This window comes from Leifsonia sp. McL0607 (assembly GCF_049993355.1).
Lineage (GTDB): Bacteria > Actinomycetota > Actinomycetes > Actinomycetales > Microbacteriaceae > Leifsonia.
Window position 1 is genome coordinate 875,612 of the sequence record NZ_CP188253.1, and the last position, 20,128, is coordinate 895,739.

Annotated in this window: 18 protein-coding genes and 1 pseudogene; 6 read left to right on the forward strand and 13 right to left on the reverse strand. The window is 65.3% G+C overall.

The window, feature by feature from the left end:
- Positions 1-98 precede the first annotated feature (98 nt).
- Both ACPPVW_RS04315 and ACPPVW_RS04320 read right to left on the reverse strand, forming a co-directional pair.
- Positions 99-725, reverse strand: a pseudogene (locus ACPPVW_RS04315) (ABC transporter permease); the annotation flags it as partial.
- A complete protein-coding gene (locus ACPPVW_RS04320) occupies positions 722-1,657 on the reverse strand; it encodes an ATP-binding cassette domain-containing protein (RefSeq protein ID WP_426625305.1) in 936 nt (311 codons plus the stop codon). The gene ACPPVW_RS04320 and the pseudogene ACPPVW_RS04315, both read right to left, overlap by 4 nt.
- Before the next feature lie 85 nt (positions 1,658-1,742).
- Here ACPPVW_RS04320 and ACPPVW_RS04325 point away from each other — a divergent pair, with 85 nt between their 5' ends.
- Complete coding sequence (locus ACPPVW_RS04325) at positions 1,743-2,354, forward strand: TetR family transcriptional regulator (RefSeq protein WP_426625306.1); 612 nt, start codon at positions 1,743-1,745, stop codon at positions 2,352-2,354.
- 45 nt (positions 2,355-2,399) lie between these two features.
- Entirely contained in the window at positions 2,400-2,522 is a 123-nt protein-coding gene (locus ACPPVW_RS04330; protein WP_426625307.1) for a hypothetical protein, read from the forward strand.
- A gap of 243 nt (positions 2,523-2,765) precedes the next feature.
- Here ACPPVW_RS04330 and ACPPVW_RS04335 read toward each other — a convergent pair whose 3' ends face one another.
- Entirely contained in the window at positions 2,766-3,494 is a 729-nt protein-coding gene (locus tag ACPPVW_RS04335) for a DUF6941 family protein (protein WP_426625308.1), read from the reverse strand.
- On the opposite strand from ACPPVW_RS04335, the gene ACPPVW_RS04340 reads away from it, so the two are divergent.
- The gene (locus ACPPVW_RS04340; RefSeq protein WP_426623971.1) at positions 3,479-4,312 is read left to right on the forward strand and encodes an IS5 family transposase; all 834 of its coding nucleotides are present in this window, start codon (positions 3,479-3,481) and stop codon (positions 4,310-4,312) included. The two genes, ACPPVW_RS04335 and ACPPVW_RS04340, sit on opposite strands and share 16 nt — an antisense overlap.
- Before the next feature lie 116 nt (positions 4,313-4,428).
- Here the strand turns inward: ACPPVW_RS04340 and ACPPVW_RS04345 are convergent, their stop codons facing one another.
- Genes ACPPVW_RS04345 through ACPPVW_RS04365 form a run of 5 tightly spaced genes read right to left on the reverse strand, consistent with a single transcriptional unit; the run spans position 4,429 to position 11,526 of the window.
- Positions 4,429-7,032 carry a discoidin domain-containing protein gene (locus ACPPVW_RS04345; RefSeq protein ID WP_426625309.1) on the reverse strand — a complete coding sequence of 868 codons (2,604 nt, stop codon included), beginning with the start codon at positions 7,030-7,032 and terminating at the stop codon, positions 4,429-4,431.
- A gap of 51 nt (positions 7,033-7,083) precedes the next feature.
- Positions 7,084-7,947 carry a carbohydrate ABC transporter permease gene (locus ACPPVW_RS04350; protein ID WP_426625310.1) on the reverse strand — a complete coding sequence of 288 codons (864 nt, stop codon included), beginning with the start codon at positions 7,945-7,947 and terminating at the stop codon, positions 7,084-7,086.
- On the reverse strand, positions 7,944-8,930 hold the full coding sequence (locus ACPPVW_RS04355; RefSeq protein WP_426625311.1) for a carbohydrate ABC transporter permease: 987 nt from the start codon (positions 8,928-8,930) through the stop codon (positions 7,944-7,946). The genes ACPPVW_RS04350 and ACPPVW_RS04355 overlap by 4 nt, the downstream gene beginning before the upstream one ends.
- A 3-nt stretch (positions 8,931-8,933) precedes the next feature.
- Positions 8,934-10,247, reverse strand: a complete 1,314-nt coding sequence (locus tag ACPPVW_RS04360) for an ABC transporter substrate-binding protein (RefSeq protein WP_426625312.1) — start codon at positions 10,245-10,247, stop codon at positions 8,934-8,936.
- 31 nt (positions 10,248-10,278) lie between these two features.
- The gene (locus ACPPVW_RS04365) at positions 10,279-11,526 is read right to left on the reverse strand and encodes a Gfo/Idh/MocA family protein (RefSeq protein WP_426625313.1); all 1,248 of its coding nucleotides are present in this window, start codon (positions 11,524-11,526) and stop codon (positions 10,279-10,281) included.
- Between the two features lie 122 nt (positions 11,527-11,648).
- On the opposite strand from ACPPVW_RS04365, the gene ACPPVW_RS04370 reads away from it, so the two are divergent.
- Positions 11,649-12,875, forward strand: coding sequence for an ROK family protein (locus ACPPVW_RS04370; protein WP_426625314.1), 1,227 nt, complete (start codon positions 11,649-11,651; stop codon positions 12,873-12,875).
- 11 nt (positions 12,876-12,886) lie between these two features.
- On the opposite strand, the gene ACPPVW_RS04375 is transcribed toward ACPPVW_RS04370, so the two are convergent.
- Positions 12,887-13,399: a fibronectin type III-like domain-contianing protein gene (locus ACPPVW_RS04375; RefSeq protein ID WP_426626247.1), complete on the reverse strand. Its 513-nt coding sequence runs from the start codon at positions 13,397-13,399 to the stop codon at positions 12,887-12,889.
- 11 nt (positions 13,400-13,410) lie between these two features.
- On the opposite strand from ACPPVW_RS04375, the gene ACPPVW_RS04380 reads away from it, so the two are divergent.
- Both ACPPVW_RS04380 and ACPPVW_RS04385 read left to right on the forward strand, forming a co-directional pair.
- Positions 13,411-13,536, forward strand: a complete 126-nt coding sequence (locus tag ACPPVW_RS04380; protein WP_426625315.1) for a hypothetical protein — start codon at positions 13,411-13,413, stop codon at positions 13,534-13,536.
- Positions 13,537-14,027: 491 nt separating this feature from the next.
- Entirely contained in the window at positions 14,028-14,630 is a 603-nt protein-coding gene (locus tag ACPPVW_RS04385) for an alpha-L-rhamnosidase C-terminal domain-containing protein (RefSeq protein WP_426625316.1), read from the forward strand.
- Between the two features lie 160 nt (positions 14,631-14,790).
- Here the strand turns inward: ACPPVW_RS04385 and ACPPVW_RS04390 are convergent, their stop codons facing one another.
- From ACPPVW_RS04390 to ACPPVW_RS04405, 4 genes are all read right to left on the reverse strand, one after another.
- Positions 14,791-15,870 carry a LacI family DNA-binding transcriptional regulator gene (locus ACPPVW_RS04390; protein WP_426625317.1) on the reverse strand — a complete coding sequence of 360 codons (1,080 nt, stop codon included), beginning with the start codon at positions 15,868-15,870 and terminating at the stop codon, positions 14,791-14,793.
- A 94-nt stretch (positions 15,871-15,964) separates the two neighbouring features.
- Positions 15,965-18,238: a family 78 glycoside hydrolase catalytic domain gene (locus ACPPVW_RS04395; protein ID WP_426625318.1), complete on the reverse strand. Its 2,274-nt coding sequence runs from the start codon at positions 18,236-18,238 to the stop codon at positions 15,965-15,967.
- A 30-nt stretch (positions 18,239-18,268) separates the two neighbouring features.
- Positions 18,269-19,102, reverse strand: coding sequence for a carbohydrate ABC transporter permease (locus tag ACPPVW_RS04400; protein WP_426625319.1), 834 nt, complete (start codon positions 19,100-19,102; stop codon positions 18,269-18,271).
- Complete coding sequence (locus ACPPVW_RS04405) at positions 19,099-20,046, reverse strand: carbohydrate ABC transporter permease (protein WP_426625320.1); 948 nt, start codon at positions 20,044-20,046, stop codon at positions 19,099-19,101. The genes ACPPVW_RS04400 and ACPPVW_RS04405 overlap by 4 nt, the downstream gene beginning before the upstream one ends.
- Between the last annotated feature and the right edge of the window lie 82 nt (positions 20,047-20,128).

The following is a 20,128-nucleotide window of genomic DNA, read 5'->3' on the forward strand; positions in this document are numbered from 1 at the left end:
AGCAATGGCCACCAGTGGTTCCCGTTCGCGGGCCGCGTCTCGGTCATCCAGCCGAGCGGGTTGATCCACACCGTCCACGACGACGCCTCCACCGAATAGGCGAAGCCGCGGAGGATGAACAGCACGCCCAGCGTGCCGACGGCGATCGAGTTGGCGGTCCTCGCATCGGACCCGAGCTGGGCGGAGACCGCGGCGACCCCGGCGAACATCCACCCCGTCGCCGTGAAGGTCGCGCCCAGCAGCAGGGACGACTCCCAGCCGCCCCCGCACAGACCGGTGACCACCCCGGCGATCACCCCGAGCAGCACCGAGCCGATCAGCGCGAGCCCGACCCCGGCGAGCAGTCTGCTGTCGCGTCCGAGCACTCCGGAGGCGAGGAGCTCGGCCTGGCCGGAGTCCTCCTGGGCGCGGGTCGCGCGGGTCACGGCGAAGATGGCGCCCAGGGCGGCCAGGAAGCCGCCGAGCGCCAGGCTGCGCCAGGCGTTGAAGCCGTCGGTCGTCGAGATGTCGAAGGCCGGGCCGAAGATCAGCCCGAGCGCCGGGTTCGCACCGATCGCCGCAGCCAGCCCAGCGCGGTCCTGCTCGCTCGGGAAGATCAGCGGATAGACCAGCACCGACGATGCCGACAGGGCTGTCGCCAGCACGATCCAGGGAACGAAGCCCCGCCCGTCGTGCTTGACGGAGGTGCGCAGCAGCGGGGCTGTGCCCGCCAGCGCGGAGCTCATGAGGCGTCCGCCGTGTGCCGGCCGCCGTGCGCCGTGGCGTCCTGTCCACCCTCTTCGTACAGGCGCAGGAAGAGACTCTCCAGCGACGGCGGCTCGACCGTCAGCGAGGTGATCCCGAACGGCGTGAGCACGCTCATGGCCTCCCCGATCCGGTTCGAGTCGACGGTGCCCGTGAGCGTGCCGCCATCGATCCGCACGTCGTGGAACGTCGTCAGGTCGGCGGGCTCCGGGGCCTGCTCGAGCACGGCGTGGATCGACGTGCGCGTGTGACCGCGCAGCTCGGACAGGGTGCCGTTCTCGACGATCCGGCCCTCCCGGATGATGCTCAGCCGGTCGGCGAGCGTCTCCACCTCGGCCAGGATGTGGCTTGAGAGCAGCACGGTCGTTCCGGCCGCCTTGGCCTCGCCGATCACCTCCTGGAACACGTTCTCCATCAGGGGATCGAGCCCGCTGGTCGGCTCGTCGAGGATCAGCAGCTCGACGTCCGACGCCAGCGCGGCGACGATGGCGACCTTCTGCTTGTTGCCCTTCGAATACTGCCGGCCCCGCTTGGTCGGATCCAGCTCGAACCGCTCGATGAGATCCGCCCTGCGTCTTTCGTCCAAGCCTCCGCGCAGAGTGCCGAGCAGATCGATCGCCTCGCCTCCGGTCATCCCCGGCCACAGCGACACGTCGCCCGGCACGTAGGCCAGCCTCTTGTGGAGCTCGACGACATCCTTCCAGGGGTCGCCCCCGAGCAGCCTGACCGTGCCGCCGTCCGCGCGCAGCAAGCCCAGCAGCACGCGGATCGTGGTCGACTTGCCGGCCCCGTTGGGGCCGAGGAATCCGTGGACCTCGCCCCTCTGCACGACCAGATCGAGGCCGTTCAGGGCCCGGAATCGTCCGTAGGACTTCATGAGTCCGGCTACATCGATCACTGCGTCCGCGCTCATCGGACCGCCCTTCTTCGTCGTGCGATCAGCGTAGCGGTAATTCCCCGCGTGAGGAAATCCTCACGCGTGGAGTAAACTTCGAGGCATGCCCGAATCCCAAACGGCACGACAGCGGCCGACCGGCCGACGCGGCGGCGACAGCGGTACGAGAGACGCCATCCTCGACACCGCTCGCGACCTGTTCGCCGAGCTCGGGTTCGACGGCGCCTCCATACGCGCGATCGCCGCGGCCGCCGGCGTCGATCCCGCGCTCATCCGCCACTTCTTCGGCGACAAGGAGACCCTCTTCGCCGCGACGGTCGCCGACCGCACGGCGATCCCCGCCCGGATCGCCGCCAGCCTCTCCGGCGACCCAGACACCGTCGGCGCGCGCATCACCGACACCTACCTGCGGCTCTGGGAGGAGCCGGACACCCGGCCGATCCTGCTCTCCCTGGTCAGGTCGGCCGTCACCTCCCCCCGCGCGGCCGACATGCTGCAGGAGGTCATGGGCACCCTCGTGCGCGGCGGAAGCGACCTCGAGGACGTCGACGACGACCGCCTTCGGCGCCTCGCCCTCGCAGGCTCCCACCTCTTCGGCGTCGCCGTCGCCCGTCACGTCGTCCGTCTCCCACCCCTCGCCGACGCGAGCCACGAGACCCTCGTCGCGGAGCTCTCCCCTGCGATCCAGCGCTACCTGACCGACCCGTCTGAGTAGTAGTCGTCGCCCAGACCCGGGGACTCGGATCCGGGCTCGGCTCGGATGGTGATCGCCATCGTGCGGCGCGTGCGCCAGCTGGACGAATACCAGCGCAAGCTCTTCTTCCCCCGTCTCGCCGTCGGCTCCGCCGTGTCGATGGTCACCGCGGTCACCCGCGGACGCTGAGCTCCGCAGAGCTCGCCGTTCCGAACAGCGGCTGGGTCGGGGCCCTCCTCGACACCCCTCGGCACGGCGACTCCGAACTCCGGCGCAGGCGCGGCGGCCTGCCATTCGGCACGGCCGGCCGCCGCTCACGGTGTATGCGGTTCAGCCGCCGCCCCCAGCGGTCCGGCCCGCCATTCGCCTGGTCACGACAGTACGTCGTGGACCGAGCGAGACGTGTGCCCGTAACGCCACCCGCCGAACTCGTCAACTGTCGATCAGCATGAGCCGCATCGGGAGGCGGGCTCGCTCCTGACCGTCGATTTCGACCACCCAGTTGTATCGACCAGCCGAGGGGAACACCACCTGATCGACGGTGACCGCGACCGGAATCACTCGCTCATCACCCTCGAAAGGTGAGCGATCCGGAGCGAGAACAACGCCGAAGAGGTCGCTGCCCCCAGGACCGATCCCGAGGCGATGTCCGTCGGCATCGTCCAAGTGGATCTCCAGCAGGTGCTCATCTCCGCACTCCGCATACGAGACACGAATGATCACGACGAGAGCCATGCGCGGATGGCGCACCGGGAAAGCGGATGCGCTGATCGAGTTCCAACCCATCCCGATCGCGTACACCTTGCCATTGAGCGATTCGGCGGCGTCCGCAAGTGTGGCATCGACCCACATACTCGTTCCCCTCTCTGCTGGATTCATCGCCTCGATCAGCACATAGCTCGAATCGGCGGCGGCCTGGGCAATCGACGCCGCTAGGACCATCGGGGGTGAAGAGCAGATCGAGTAGATCTCGACAGGCTCCCCGGCTTTGTGCCGTTCAATGGTGTTCCACGATGGTTGACCGTCATGTTTCCTCAGAGTTAGAGGTCGCGCCGATAGGTAGGGGTGTGGCGTTGGCGTAGGGCAGGCACGAGCCCTGTTAAACACGGTTTCGACCAAGATTCCGTCGTTGCCCAGGAGTGCTCGTGCCTGCTGTTCCATCTTCCATCATCGAGCCCATTTGGGCGCAGTTCGAAGCGTTGATCCCACCCGTCGTGGACGAGCACCCGTGGGGTGGCCACCGGCCGAGGATCCCGGACCGGATCGTGTTCGACAAGCTGATCCAGGTACTCGTCCTCGGTGCCGCGTACGAGAAAATCGCCGACCACACCTGCTCGGCCACCACGATCCGCCGCCGCCGCGACGAATGGATCACCGCGGGACTCTTCACCGAACTGGAACGGCTCTGCCTAAACGGGTACGAGAAGATGATCGGCCTGGATCTGGCGAACCTGTCCGTGGACGGGTGCATCGTGAAAGCACCCTGCGGAGGTGAGGCCGCGGGCAGATCCCCGGTAGACCGGGGAAAGCAGGGCACGAAACGCTCGGTCCTGGTCGATGGCGGCGGGATCCCGCTCGGCGTCGTCGCAGCGCCAGCGAACCGGCACGACTCGCCCCTGCTCGCCCCGACCCTGGAGAAGCTGGCCCGGTTCGGGTTCGACCTGCCCGAGCAGATCACCGTGCACCTGGACGCCGGCTACGACTCGGGCAAGACCCGCAACCTGCTAAGCAGCCTCGGCTGCGACTGGGTCATCAGCAAGAAGGGCACCCCGCTCCAGGCCGGCGCCCGCTGGGTCGTGGAACGCACGAACTCCTGGCACAACCGCGGCTTCAAGAAGCTCCACATCTGCACCGAACGCCGCGTCCGCGTGATCGACGCGTTCATCGCCCTCGCCAACGCCATCATCATCGTCCGCCGACTACTTCGCGAAGGATGGAAACGCCACCGCTGGCACGGCAGGAGCGCCCGACAACCCTGACCTATCGGCGGAAGCTCTTAGTCGATGGGTTGGGCTTCTGTGCCATTGGCGCCCCTCGTGCGTGCGTCTTGAGCGCGACGGGCACGGAAACGTGGAGTTCGCGTGCCCGTCGCGGGCTACCGGATCGTCACATTCGAGAGGTGGCCGCTGGTGTTGGCGGAGTTGTATGTGACGGTGACCCTGATGTACCGAGCGACGCCGGTTACCGGGTAGATGTCTCCTTGCCAGGTGGCCACTGTGTTGTCCGCCTTCTGCGCGAGGGTCGACCAGGTCGTCCCGTCAGTGCTTCCTTCGACTGTGTACTGGTAGTACCGAACGCCATCCGCGTAGTTGGTGATGCTGACGGAGCTCAGCGAGTATGCGCTGCCCAAGTCGACCTGCCACCACTGCGGCAACGGCCCAGCGCCCCAATAGGACAGGTTGGAGAGGTAGGGGGCGGACCCGTCGACGGCCTTGTCCGCGGCGAAGGTCGTGCCTTCGTCGCTCTGCGCCGTCGCCGCCTTCGAACGGGCAAGATCCGTGACCGCCGTACCGTCGACGACGACGTCGACGAGGTGCCCGCTGGTGTTGGCCGAGTTGTGCGTCACCGTGATCCGGATGTACCTGGCGGTCCCATTCACCGGGTAATCGTCGCCGGCAGCCGTGGCGACGGCCGTGTTCGACTTGGTCGCGATCGTCGTCCACGTCCTGCCGTCTGCACTCGCGTCGACCGTGTAGTCGTAATAGCGATTGCCGTCCACGTAGTTGGTGACGTTGATGTGACTCAGGTTGTACTGGCGGCCCAGATCCACTTCCCACCACTGCGGGAGCGGGCCGGCTCCCCAGTAGGTGCGCTGGCCATTCGTGTAGGTGGCGGCACCGTCGACCGCGTAGCCGGGACCGACCGAGCCTCCCTCATGGCTGCTATCGGTCGACGCCTTGTGGAAGGCGAGGTTGACCGGCGTCAGCCCGATCGTCTGCTCGAGGGCGGCTCGGCCGGCACCCACGCCCGAGCCGGTGGCGTCGGTCCATGCCCGTGCCGGAGTGGTTTCGGCGGAATGCGCCGATGACAGAGCGAGCACCAGGCCGCTGTACCGGTTGACCAGCTTGAACGACCCCGGGACGATTTGGCTCGACGCCGTGCGCACGGGCACGACGAACCATTGCTCGGCGACCGTGGTCGCCGCGTCGTCGATGGCCACAACAGGTTGTGTCCCCCAGGCCCGACCGGCAGGAGTCGACGGGACGGCGAGCGCCGATCCGGTTGCGTTGTTCTCGATCGCGTATGACCCGTCGCCCAGGGGTCGGAAGGACCATTGCGCCAGATCTCCGGCGGAACCCGTAGCCACAGTTGACACCGTCTGCTGTCCGTTCACGGCGGTCAGCGCGAGGCCATTGCCCGCGATCTGATAGGTACGACCGGTGTCGACGGGGACGGCCGGGGTGGTCGAGTCGAGTGCGATCGAGCGCCACTCCGGGCTACCGCTCGGGCAGTTGAAGTCACAGTACTCGCGAAACGTCTTGCCGACGATCGTGCCGCTCGTCTTGCTGTTCGCATCGATGAACCAGTGGTACCAGTAGGAGCCGTAGTTCACGCTCCCGGTGTCGCCGATCTTGAACCACTTCTGTGTGAAGAGGTCGTCCGTCGCGAAGATCGGCATCGGCAGCTTGAGGTTGTCTGTCCTGTCAAAAGGCTTCGCCTCGGCAATGTAAAGCCCGAGATACGCGTCGTAGGTCACGCTCATGTAGAGGAGAGCGGACTCGTCCGGCATGGTCCCGGCGCTGATCTGGGTTGCGCCCGTGCCCGTGGTGGTCGGCTTCCACTCGTTTGCAGGAGGGGTGTACCCGGTGTCACTTGCAGCCACCGCTGGCACGATGTTGCTTTCCTTGCCGCCGACCCCGTTCTCGGTCCAGGTGCCGTTGTACCACTTCTGCCAGGTGCCGGTCGCCATCTTCCCCGAGATGGGCGCTCGCGCGACATGCTCGTGACGGACGTACCCGCCTGACTTGTTGACGATCATCGACGAGTAGTAGACGTAGAAATAGCCCGAGGCGATATCCACGAATAGACGCTGGTCACCGTCACCGAAGTAGTAGGTCTGGTTCGGGAAGGCCGCCGTGTCCATTCGCGTAGTGCTGTAAGGCGAGGTGATCGCGTGACCCGTGATCTTCCACGTGTGTCCCTGATCTGTGGAGACCGCGTAGTCGATCGAGTCGTAGTGCATGCCGTCGTTGAATGGGGCACCGGTGAACTCGTCGTGTACGAGGCCGATCCAGTTGCCGGTATCGGGGTCGACCCACGTCCCGATCAGGTCGCAGTAGTTCAGTTCCGGGTACGCGGATCCGGTCGAGACGGTCGCCGAAAGCCCGGTCGGGCTGTTGTTGCAGCGCCAAGTCGTGTTGTTGTTGTTGTCCTGGCTGTTTGCCGGATCGGCCGAGTTCGCGATCGCAGCAGTGCTCAGATGATCGATGTCCGTCCCGGTTTTGAATGCCCACACCCGGGTATCGGTTGCTCCGTAGAGCGCAGTCGACTGCTGGGTGTAGAAGGTTCCGTCCTTGTCGATGTAGGGACTGGACGGTGAGTCGGCGACGACCGGGTTGGATCCGGTCGCGCCCATCGTCACGGTATACGTCGTAGCCGGCGCGAGGGGTGGGGTCCCGGCGGCGGGCGACGCGATCAATGCCCCGGCCGCTGTCAGGGCAGCGGCTGTTGTGAAGGCGACCATTCGTGGATGTTTCATCGTGGCTCCTCAAATTGTCGAGACGCGAGCGGCTTTGCTCGCGCTGCCATGTCACTTCAGACCGGAGGATGCCAGTCCCTCGATGACGCGACGCTGTAGTGCGATGAAAGCGATGAGGACAGGTGCCATGGCGAGCAGGCTTGCCGCCATGAGCACCGGGTAGTCGATCTGGTGATCGCTCGAGAGCGTTGCCAGGCCGGCCGCAAGGGGCATCGAGTCCGAACGCGTGGTGACGACCAGGGGCCAGAGCAGTTCGTTCCACGAAAACAGCACGGTCGTGATGGCAAGGACGCTGATGGTCGGTTTGACCAGCGGGAGCATGATCTTCCAGAAGGCCTGGAAGGGATTTGCGCCGTCCACTCGTGCAGCCTCCTCGAGCTCGCTCGGCAGGGCAAGGAAGGCGGTGCGCATGAGGAAGGTGCCGAACGCGCTGAAAAGACCGGGCGCGACCAGCCCGATCGTGGTGTTCAGCCAGCCCAGGCCCTGGATGATCTGGTATTGCGAAAGCAGGTACACCTGCGACGGGACGAGCAGGATGGAGAGAACCGCAGCCAAGAGGAGTGCGCGCCCCCGAAAACGCATCCTCGCGAACGCGTAGCCCGCAAGGGTGCAGATGACGATCTGGCCGAGAGTTCGGATCACGGTGATGACGATGGAAGTCCACAACTGGCTGAGGAACGGAAGACGCCGGAAGACCTCCACATAGTTCTGCCACTGCAGCTCCGCCGGCCAGAACGTCGGCGTCACGCTCTGCACTTCCGAGTTCGTCGACAGCGACATGATGATCTGCCAGATGAACGGGAACGCCATCAGCGCACCACCCACCGCGAGGACGACATGAATGAGCGCATGTCCCCGGCGTCGAGACCGTCCTGCGGTTGTTCCGGTGCTGCGTCCGAGCGAGGTCGTGGTCATGACTGAACCCATTTCCGCTGGAGTCGGAACTGAAACAGTGTTACGAGTCCGATGAGTATGAATATCGCGATTGCGATCGCCGCCGCGAGCCCCTTGTCATTGCTGATGAAGCCGGTGCTGTAGAAGTAGAAGACCAGCGACATCGTCCGCGGCATGACCGGATTGGTGCTGCCGAGGAGCGCGTAGAGCAGATCGAAGAGTTGAAAGCTCGAGATCGTCGTCACGACGGCGACGAAGAAGATGCTGGGGCTCAGCAGGGGGACGGTGACGCTTCGGAAGGCGCGGGCACGGCTGGCGCCGTCCAGCTCCGCGGCCTCGTACAGTTCCGGCGGGATGGATTTCAGTCCCGCGCCGAGGATGATCATGGAGAAGCCGAGCGACGACCACAGTCCCACGACCGACACGGCGATCAACGCGAATCCCGGTGTCGACAGCCAGTACGGGCCGCGCACTCCGACGAGGGAGAGCGCCCAGTTGAGGATGCCGAAGTCGCCGTTGAAGATCATCCGCCAGACGAGAGCGATAGCCGTGGGCATCGCCACGTACGGGAGGAAGAAGAGAACCCGATAGAACGACGTGAGCCGTAGGCCCGGCGTGTTCAAAAGACTCGCCAGCCAGACCGCGATCGGGATGCCGATCAGCACGATTGCCGTGTAGATCGCCGTATTCAGCAGCGACTGGTAGAAGGCGGGATCGGTCAGCAGCGAGTGGAAGTTGTCCAGTCCGGAGAACGTCCACCCGCCGAACACCCCCCACGTCGTGAAGGAGTAGAAGAACGTCTGCAGAATGGGCCAGATGTAGAAGACGCCGACCCCGATGAGCAGCGGGAGTAGGAACGCCCACGCCCACCAACCCGTGCGCCCGAGCGGTCGACGGCGCGAGGCCGGCCCGCCCGGCCCGCGACGGACGGTACGTCCGTCATGGCCGAGTGAGGCGACTTCGGCCGGCACGGTGTCTTCGCGCCCGCTGATGTCGATCGCCATCGGCTACTCCTTGGCCAAGGCCACGTTCATCTTCGAGGCGACGTCGCTGAGCACGGACGACACCGTCTGCGTGCCGTCGAAGGCTGCAGGGAGCAGGTTCGTCTCGTAAACGTTCCAGGCGGCGGTGTTCTTGGAGATCGGCAGCGGCTTCGCGTACTTGACCGCGTCGATGAAGACCTGAAGATTCGCGCTCGGGAGCGACTTCACGAAAGCGGCCTGCGTGCCGTTGAACGCGGGGATCACCGCGCCCAGGTCGCCCTGCTGCTCCTGCGCCTTCTTGCCCGCGAGGAAGGTCTGGAAGGCGTGCGCCGCAGCCAGATTCTTGCTGCCGGAGGCGACGGCATTCGTGAGGCCGTGGATGACAGTGGCCTGCTTCTGCCCCACCGGGAGCGGGAGGACGATCGTGCTGTTCTCCGGAGCCGTACCCTTCAGCTCCGAGCGGAACCAGCTGCCGTCGAAGAGCATCGCGAGCTTGCCGTCCGTGAACCACTTGTCGGACGCCGTGTCGGTCAGCTGCTTGACGCTGGGCGAGCCGCCCGAGGCGATGAGGTCGGTCCAGAACTGGACGCCCTTCTCGGCTTCCGGCGTGTCGTACTGGCTCTGTGCGTGGTCGTCGCTGATGACGTTGCCGCCGGCCTGCAGGATGGTGTCGTAGTAGGTGGTCTGTCCGCCGGCGAGGTTTCCGGCCGCGCCGTAGGCACCCTGCGCCTTGAGCTTCGAGGAGATCTCGGCCGCAGCCTTCTGGAATTCATCCCAGGTCCAGGAAGCATCGGGCAACGCGACACCTGCTTGCGCGAACAGATCCTTGTTCACCCAGACGGCCACGGTGTCGAAGTCCTTCGGCACGCCGTACTGCACGCCCTTGTAGCTGTACATGTCGTCGAGCGCCTGCGAGTAATTCTTCGGATCGATGGCTCCGGACTTCACCTGGTCGGTGATCGGGGCGATCTTCCCATTCGACGCATACAGGTCGAAGTTCGGCCCGTTCATCCAGAAGAGGTCCGGCAGCGTGTTGCTCGACGCTTCGGTCTGGAGCTTGGTCCAGTAGGCGTCCCAGGGCGAGACGTCGACGTTCACCTTGATCTTTGGGTATTCCTTGTTGAACGCCTTGATGTTCGCGTTGATCGCGTCGACCTGATTCTGGTCCCAGATCGCATACGTCAGATCCGCCGCCGTGTTCTTGTCGACCGAATCGGCGGCCGCGTTGCCGGAGGCTCCCACCGAGCAGCCGGCCAGTAGGGAGGCCGCAATCGCAGTCGAGGCGATCCCCACGGCGATTCTCGCTGCGGATTTGGGGCGGAGAACGTGATGCTTCATTGCAGGTTTCCTTTCGGTGGGGTGGGGCGACTCACGGGGTCGATATCGGCGTGGGGGCTGCCGCGACCCGGGAGAAGTGATGGAGGACATGTTCGGAGAGCGGGGGCACCTCTCGAGGGGTGGACCCGTCGCGGAGGGATCGCGTGGCCAGATCGCCGACGGCGACCGCCTCACGGGCGGCGACCGGCGAGACCGAGATGGGCTCGCCGTACGCGAGGTGGCGGAGGAATTCGCGTACGGTGATCTCGTCGGCGTCCGCATGTCCGCTGGGGACTCCGGCGATCGGATACTCGCGATCGCCGGCGACCTGCCAGTCGCGCCGGTGGTTCCAGACCTTGATCACACCACCACCGGTGTCACCGAAGTTCTCGGCTCGGCCTTCGGTTCCGACGATCGTGTAGTTTCGCCAGTAGTCGGGCGTGAAGTGGCACTGCTCGTAGCTTGCGACGACGCCGTTGTCGAGAGACATCAACATCATGGAGACGTCCTCGACATCCACGACGGGGTGCAGCCCGGTCTGAGTAAGCGGTGGCCAGTTGTCCAGCGAGAACCACTCGCCCAGTCTCTCGTCGGATCGGTCCCTGCGGTCGTCGATGCTGCCGTAGACCGAGAGAGACCCCATCCCGACAACCCGTCGTGTGTATCCGCCGGCGAGCAGGTGGATCACGTCGAGATCATGGCTCGCCTTCTGGAGCAGGAGGGAGTTCACATTGCGACGGTCCGCATGCCAGTCCTTGAAGTAGTAGTCGCCGCCATGCCCGACGAAATGCCGGCACCACACGGTCTTGACCTCGCCGACCTCCCCGCTCTCGACAACGTTTCGAAGCGCGTTGACCACCCCGGAGTGGCGGAAGTTGTGGCCAACGTACAGCGGGGTGCCGGTCGCTGCCGCTGCGGCCAGGACTGCGTCGGCGTCATCCACGGTCGTCGCCAGAGGCTTCTCGAGGTAGACGGCGATGCCCGAGTTCAGCAGGTCGATCGCGATCCGGGCGTGAGTAGCGTCCGGCGTGGTCACGATCGCAGCGTCGATCGCTCCGGACGCGGCCAGTTCTGTGTGGCTCCCGACAACCTCTGCGAACGGGAAATCCGCTCGGGCCCGAACGCGGCCCGTCTCCGTCACATCGGCGACTGCCACGACTCGGGCATCCACGCCCGATGACCCTTCGGGAACGTAGCGAGCGATTGTCGACCTCTCCCCCGCGCCGATCACACCGACTCGGATCGTCGGGCGCGGCCACAGATCGCGTCGCATATCCGAGGGTTCAGGGCCGTCGATCATGTCACTCCTTCGTGGTTATTGATAGCTATTCTGGAACACACTTCACGAATTAGCAATTGGCGATTTGCTACATAATGACCTGAGGTCAAGAAATCGGGCGATCTGCTCTGAAGGGAGCAATCATGCGGAGCACACGCGCGACGGCTGCGACGGACCAGACGATGGTCCGTCGCATCAACGAATTGCTCATCCTGGAGCACATGCGTGGGCGAGACGGCCTTCCGCTGAGCGACGTCTCCAAGGAGACGGGCCTTTCGTGGCGGACCACCAATCTCGTCGCCGAGGACCTCGTCGCAGCTGGTTGGCTCCGAGAGACTGCTCCTGCGGCGTCGGGCGTGCGTGCGGGCCGGCCGGCGCGCACCTTCCAGTTCGCAGCCGACGTGGGACACATCGCGGCGATCGACATCGGCTCCGGTACGGTGTCGGTCACGATCGCCGATCTGGCCGGCGAGGTTCTCCAGCGGGCGCAGCAGGATGTCCCCCCCGGCGCGGACGCAACGGTCCGAATCGCGGCAGTCGCGGACACGATGTCGGGTGCGCTAAGCCGAGCAGGTCTTGAGTCCGAGGCCATTTGGTCTACCACGGTCGCGACATCCGGTGTCGTCGACCCTGCCGGAACCATCGCCAAGTCGGTTGTGCTTCCCGGCTGGGATGGCCGCAACCTCGGCGACGAACTCGGCAGGCAGTTCCACGGGCGAACTCGCGTGGAGAACGACTGCAATCTTGCTGCGCTTGCAGAGCATTGGTACGGGCAGCGCTCCGACGACCTCATCTATCTCCTGATCGGAACGCGCCTCGGAGTGGGGCTGATACTTCACGGCGAACTGCATCGGGGTGCGAGCGGCGCCGCCGGGGAGATCGGCGAAATCCCCGAGCTCGGCTGGAACTCCGCGGCCCAGCTCCTCGCCGCAGCTCTGCCATCTGCGAACACCGTCGATCGCGACCTCGCCGCCGCCGCTGTCTTCGAAGCGGCTCGCATCGGCGACCAGGTCGCCGTCGCAGCCGTCGACACGTTCGTCGACAAGGTGGCTCGAGGGTTGATCGCGATGGTTCTCACAATCGACCCGGCCGCCGTCGTTCTCGGCGGAAGCTTCACGCACGCCGCAGACCTCCTTATCCCGCGGCTCAATGAACATCTTCGGCGCAGTTCCGTTCGCGCTCCCGTCGTCTCTCGTTCCAGGCTCGGCGACGACGCCGTTGAGCTGGGCGCACTCCGGCTTGCCCTAGATGCGGTGCTCACGTCGATTTCCAGCCTCGACAGCGCGACCCCGCTCACCCCGATGACCGTCCGAAACCTGCTCGCCTATGACGGAACTCCAGCCACAACAGCGGCTTTCAACACGACCTGATAGTCGCTCGCCTACCTCCGGGCTGCGAAGCGAGCAGAACTCGCATCTCGTCCACTGGTCTCAGTGGCCATCTCGATGATGCAATGAGCGCCGAACGCCCCCGCCTTCTTGGCTCCGGAGCGATCGGGACGGATTCCATCGGCATCGTTAGCAACAACACGCTCCCGAGCAATGTATGCACGACGCACCCGTGGGCGCGGCTTCCGCCGAGACACTGCGACAGCCCGCAGGTCTCGGAAGCTGAGCGGGAGATCTATCGGAGGCGCGACTCCGAGAGATAAGGAGCGCGAGCGGCCGACCGTGACCTTCGGTCCGGTGACCTCGAACCTCGCGTGCGCACGAATGTCGTCCGACGCGGAGCCGACGAGGACGTCGATCGGTCCTGGCTCCACGATCCAGGTCGAGCCGTCCAGGTCCAGGTAGGCGAGCTGGTCGAGCTGCACTGTGAAGGTGACGGTCTGGGTTGCTCCGGGCTCGAGCGAGGTGCGGTGGTAGCCGACGAGCTCTTGCGCGGGCCGCGCCAGACCCGTGGGCGATGTCGCTGAAGTACAGCTGCACCACCTCGTCGCCGGTGACCGCTCCGGTGTTCTCGACGCTGACGCTGACCTCGATGGAACCGGATCCGTCGACGGTAGTGTCGCTGAGCATCACCTCGCTGTAGGCGAAGGTCGTGTAGCTGAGGCCGTGTCCGAACGCGAAGAGCGGTGTGGCCGGCAGGTCGCGGTAGCCCTTGTGCATGTCGGACTCGGTGGGGCGGTAGCCGCTGCCGTTGTGCTGACCTGCGTAGATCGGAACCTGGCCGGTGCGCCTGGGAATGCGTACGGAAGCTTGCCGCCGGGGTTGTCGATTCCGAACAGGGCGTTCGCGATGGCGCGGGTCCCCTGCTGAGCCAAACGCGCCGCCTACTTCAAAGCCGAAATCACCCTCGCCGCCACCATCCTCTGGCTCCGATGACCGCACGGCCGCCGACCCCTGTCCATGGAGCGTTCTAGAAGTTGAACTTGTCGATGTTGTCCTTGTTGAAGACGAACGGGTCGCCGAGGAGGACGGTGGCGTCGTCGCCGACGGTGAACTTCCCGAGCTTTCCCGCCTCGAACGAGTCACCCTTCTTGCCGGTGATCGTTCCGTCCCCAGGACGGCAACTCCCTCGCGGTGATCTTCGGCGTGGCCCCGCAGGCGAACATCCCGCAGATCATCACTCAGCTGAAGACGCTGTGGGGCACGGAGGGGGCGGAGCCGTACTCGTCCGGATCGCCGTATTCGAACCTCATCAGTCCGTTCGTCACGGCCTTCGAGATCGAGGCCCACTATCTCGCGGGCGACTCGGCCGGAGCGGAGGAACTGCTCCACAAGACCTGGGACAAGATGATCGACTCGAACAATCCCTACCACACGGGCGCGTTCTGGGAGAACTATGCGCCCAACGGCACTCCGGACCAGGCGCGCGTGAGCCTCGCGCACGGCTGGGCAGGCGGCCCGACCGCCATCATGACCAGCTACGTCCTCGGAGTCAGTCCCGCAGATCCCGGCTACAAGACGTTCACGGTGACCCCGCACGTCGGTAGCCTCAGCTGGGCCGATGGCGTCGTGCCGACACCGTATGATTCGGTCGATGTCAGCTGGAAGATCGGCAAGCGGTACTCGCTCGCCGTGGAGGCACCGGCAGGAACAACAGCGCAGATCACGGTTCCAGGCGACGGCGGCGACACAGAAAGGACCGTCCAGGGCGGCTCGTCCCAAACGGTCACGTGGTGACGCGAAGGCATTGAGCCAGATTCAGTCAGGGCGCATCTGACAACGACCTGCTCCCACAGCATCACAACTCGGAGGGGCCGGTAGCCGATCAGTCGGTTGCCGGCCCTTCTGACCCCTCGACGATCCAACCACGTGGCCAGACGGTATCGATTGTCGACTCTCATGGCACGAGTGGCGACGAACCGTTCTGCACCGAATGCCGGGGATACGCGAGGATCGTCGTTTCCGCTGCGCCGGTGCTTCCGCCGCGCCGAACACCGACCGGAAGCACCATCCTCTCGTGCCTGTGGCGTGGCTCGGCCTCGTCGAGTACGAGGCGGATGGCCTCTTCACCCATGCGATTACCGGGGACGGTCACCGACGTGAGGCTGATCCAGTCGGAGAACTTCCCGTCGTGGGTTCCGTCGAGGCCCATTACAGCTACATCCTCGGGGACACGGAGCTGTGGGTGCATTCGCAATGCACCGAGCGCGCCGAGGGCCAGTTCGTCGGTGACTCCGAGCACGGCGAATCGTTCATTTGTGGAGGTGCGAGCCACAATCTCCTCGATGGCTCGCCGGCCATCGTCCAGCCAGAGGCCGTCGACTTTCCACTCGATGAGCTGAAGCTCCAGCCTGCGGGCAGCGTCCCTGGCCCCGGCCCGACGATCGGAGATCGCCTGTGCCACATTCGGCGGCGACAGAAAGTACACCGTACGGAAGCCGGCTTCAGCCAGGTGCTCGCCGCCGAGACGGCCGGCCTGCTGGTTGTCGACGAGCACTGAACACCAGTCGCCCGGCCGGTCGTAGTTGATGACGACGATCGGCCTTACATGGGCGCGGATCCGATTGATTCCGGCCGTGGGGTCGCTCATCGCCGCGTAGAGGATCCCTCTCATCCGCTCCTCGGCGAAGTAGTCGAGGAATTGGTCCTGCTGGTCGCTCGTCACTCGCGGGGAGAAGGATTCGAAGGCATAGACCGCGTTGGCCATGAGGAGGCTCAGATTCTGGTGGCCGGCGGTTATCTGAGCGCCTCGGGCGATGTCGACGAACAGCCGGTTCAGAATGTCCGGCACGATGAGCCCGATGCCGTCGCTCCCGCGGCGCTTGAGGTCTCTCGCCGCAGCGTTACGAATGTAACCGAGCCGGTCGATCGCCGCCTGCACTCGATCGCGCGTTGCAGGTGCGACCCGTGACGGCTGGTTCAGGTAGTTCGACACCGTTCCCAGCGAGACACGTGCCTCAGCGGCGACGGCCTGCATGGTAGGAGGCCGATGTGCAGCCCCAAAGGCCGGCGGCTGTGGCCACCGGCTCTCGGCGACGAGTCGTGGTTTCATCGCGATGCCTGTGCATCCCTCAGCGCGCCACAGGCTGCCCCGCCACAACGTTGCTCGTGACCGAGATCGGTCCGCCGGTCAGGTGCTGGTCGTCGCGGCCCGGCAACCGCAGAACGCCGTCCACACCCTCCGGAAGCTCAGCGTCGACCGTCAGGAGGTCACCGTCCAGGCTCCAACGCACCGACACCCGACCATGCGGAGTCTCCAGCGACGTCGCCGCCTCCGTCAGCCCGCCACCGGGCTGCGGGGCGATGAGCACCGACGCGTACCCCGGCTTCAACGGCGCCAGACCACCGACCACACGGTGCATCCAGTCAGCGACCGCACCCAACGCATAATGGTTGAACGAAGTCATCTCCCCCGGATTGATCGTGCCATCCGGCAGCATCGAATCCCACCGCTCCCACACCGTCGTCGCCCCCATCGTCACCGGGTACAACCACGACGGACACTCCCTCTCCAACAGGAGCCGATACGCCACCTCCGTATGCCCCGTCTTCGTCAATGCGTCCGCGATGAACGGCGTACCCGCGAAACCCGTCGAGATGCGGAAGCCAGCCTCCGCCGCCAGTTCCGCCAGCCGCTCCCCCGCAACCTCCTCATCGCCCGCATCCAGCAACCCGAACTGGATCGCCAACGCATACACCGTCGTGCAATCACTCGTCACAACACCGTCACGCACATACTCACGATCGAACGCCGCCCGCAAGTCCTCCGCGATCGCGCGGAACTCCGCCTCCTCCTCCGCACGGCCGAGCAACGCGGCCGTGTCCGCCACGATGCGTGCCGAGTGGTACGCGCACGCGGTGGCCACGACACCCTTGTCGGCCTTCGCCGCCGCCGGGTTCTCCGGCGGAGCATCCGGGTCCAGCCAATCGCCGAACTGGAAACCTTCCGTCCAGACGCCTTCGGGCGAGAGCAAGGACTTCACCCGACGCAGGTGTGCGCTCATCGACCCGAACTGTTGGCGAAGAATTCTCTCGTCGCCGTACGCCTGATACAGAGCCCAGGGCACCCAGACGCCCGCATCACTCCAGACGGCAGTCGCGTCTGCTGGCGGGAGGTTGCCCGGGCGATCGAGGTATTTGAGCACGTCAGGGACGACGAAGGGAATCACCCCCGCCTGATGCTCTTGCTCGAGCGCGAGGTCGACCAGCCAGTCGCTGAGGAAGGCGTCGACATCGTAGAGGAACGCCGCGGTCGGCGCGAACGCCGCGATGTCGCCGGTCCAGCCCAGGCGCTCGTCGCGCTGGGGGCAGTCGGTCGGCACATCGAGGAAGTTGCCGCGCATCCCCCACACCACGTTCTCGTGGAACTGATTGAGCAGCGGGTCGGAGCTGCTGAACTCGCCGATGCGGGTCAGCTCCGAGCCGACCGCGATCGCCGTCAGATCCTCCGCCTTCAGCTCGCCCGGCCAGCCCGAGACCTCCGCATAACGGAAGCCGTGGAACGTGAACGTCGGCTCGAACTCGTCCGCGCCACCGCTCAGGATATAGCGGTCGGTCGCGAGAGCCGATCGCAACGGACGGGTCCCCAACTCGCCATGCTCGAGGACTTCCGCATGCTTCAATGACACCTCGACGCCCTCTGGTCCCTGAACCCTCACGCGCACCCAACCGACCAGGTTCTGACCGAAGTCCACGAGCGTCTTGCCCGACGGCGACGTGCTGATCTCCTTCACGGGCAGCTCTTGCCAGCGACGCACCGTCGGCCCGGAACGCGCCGCCAGTTTGGCGGTGTCGAACTCGAGCGCGTGCACACCGGTCCAGCCCTCGCCAGTGAAGCCGGGCAGCTTCCACGAGTCGTCGCACAGCCGCGCATCGATCGTCTCGCCGTCGTACAGGTCGTTCGCGAGCACCGCGCTCGGGCCGCTGGCCCACGCGTCGTCGGTCACAACCAGCTGAGTGCTGCCGTCCTCGAACTCCACCTCGAGCTGAGCGAACGCACCGAGTTCATCGCCGTAGAACCCGTTAGCGCCGGTCCAGCCCAGGCGGCCGCGATACCAACCGTTGCCGAGGGCCAGTCCGAGGACGTTCGTCCCGGTGTCGAGGTTCGCTGTGACGTCGTAGGTGGAATAACGCAGACGCCACTCGTAGCTGCTCCAGCCTGGCGTCAGGAGGTCGCCGGAGACCAGGGCGCCGTTCAGCCAGACCTCTACGACTCCCTGCGCGCTCAGATGAAGGGACGCTGCAGAGACGGCACCGTGGCCGTCCTCCAGAGCGAATTCGCGTCGAAGAAGCGGGGCGCCGTCGAAGTCTTCGTCAGCGGTGATCATGCGGGCGTGCCAAGTCATGGAAGCAGCTTTCGTCTCGAGTTCGTTCGGTCAGCCTTTGACGGCGCCGGAGGTGATGCCGGCGATGATCTGGCGGTTGAAGAAGATGTAAGCGACCAGCGGCGGGATGGTGATGAGCAGGATGTCCATGAACAGCAGGTTGTAGAAGCTCAGGTTCTGTCCCGCGAAGGTGTAGAGCGTGGTCTGCACGGTCGCGTTGTCGGAGCCGGGGAGGAAGTACAACGGACCGGCGAAGTCGTTGAAGACGAACACCGACTGCACGACGATCACCGTCACGATCACCGGCCGCAGCAAAGGTAGGATCACCTGGAAGAACAGCCGCACCCGGCCGGCGCCGTCGAGCACTGCGGCCTCGTCGAGCTCCCGAGGAACGGTGTTGAAGAACGCCCGGAACAGCAGGATGCAGAAGGACAGCCCGAACGTGGTCTCGATCAGGATCATGCCCGGCATCGTCTTATAGAGGCCGATGCCTTGCAGCACCCAGATGGTGGGGACTACGGCGGGCGGCACGATCAGGCCCGCGAGCACGAAGAAGTTGACCACCGGACCCCACTTGCTGCGCTTGCGGGCCAACACGTAACCCGCCATCGCCGACAGGATCACCATCAAGGCCACGGAGCCGACCGTGAGGACGAACGAGTTCAGGAACGCCCGCCAGATCAGGCCATCGTTGCTCTCCAGCACCGCGACCAGGTTCGGGAAGAACGTCCACTCCTTGGGCCAGGTGAAGGCCAGGCTGGAGGCGTCGTCCGGCGTCTTGGAGGCCTGCAGCACGACGAACGCGAAGGGCACGAGGAAGACGACGATGGAGACGAGGATCGCGATGATCCCGACGATCCAGGCACGGGTTCTGGCGCGGGTCACAGCTCCACCTGCTTTCTGTTCAGGAAATACGACAGCGGCACCATGATCAGCGTCACCACGAGGAAGAGGATCACGTTGCCCGCTGTCGAGAGGCCGTAGAACCCCGCCTGGTACTGCTTGTAGATGACGGAGGCGATCACGTCGCTGGTGAAGCCGGGGCCGCCTCCGGTGGTCGCCCAGATGATCTCGAACGACCGGAGGCCGCCGATCAACGAGAGGATGATCACCGTCGCCGTCGCACCCCGCGTCAGGGGGATGGTGATCCTCTTCAGGATGTTCCACGACCCGGCGCCGTCGATGCGGGCTGCCTCGTAGTACTCGTTCGGGATGGCCACGATGCCCGCCATGAAGATCAGGGTCGCGATGCCGACGCCCTTCCAGATATCGACGCCGGCGATCGTATACAGCGCCAGGTTCGGGTCGGTGAACCAGCCCGGCTGCGGCAGGCCGAAGAAGCCGAGCACCGCATTCACCATGCCGTGGAACGGATCCAGCAACGACTTCCACAGGATGCCCACGCCGATCGTCGACAGCAGCACCGGGAAGAACACGACCGCCCGCAGATAGCCACGCCCCACCACCGGACCCGTCAGCAGCAGCGCCAACAGGAACCCGATCACGACCTTCGTCGCCGAGGTGAGGAAGGCGTAGATCAGGGTGTGGATGAAGCTGGTGTACAGCTGCGGGTCCTGGAAGAACTGCACATAGTTCTGAAAACCGATGAAGGTCGAGTCGAACAGCGACCACCGCGTCAACGAGAAGTAGAACGACGAGACCGTCGGGATCGCGAAGAAGATCAGATAGAGGACGATCGCCGGGATGAAGAACCACGTCGGGTAGTGCGACGTGATCTTTCGCCGTTTGCGTTCCGGCGGATAAGCGCGGCCGGCATCGGTGATGATGTCGGCCGCTTGGGTTGCGGTCGCGGGATTGGCCGTCGACATAGTCTGCTCCTCGTCGAGTCTTCCGGGCCGATTCGAGGCGGGACTCCCGCCTCGGCGGGGTCACCAGGATCAGTGGCCCCGC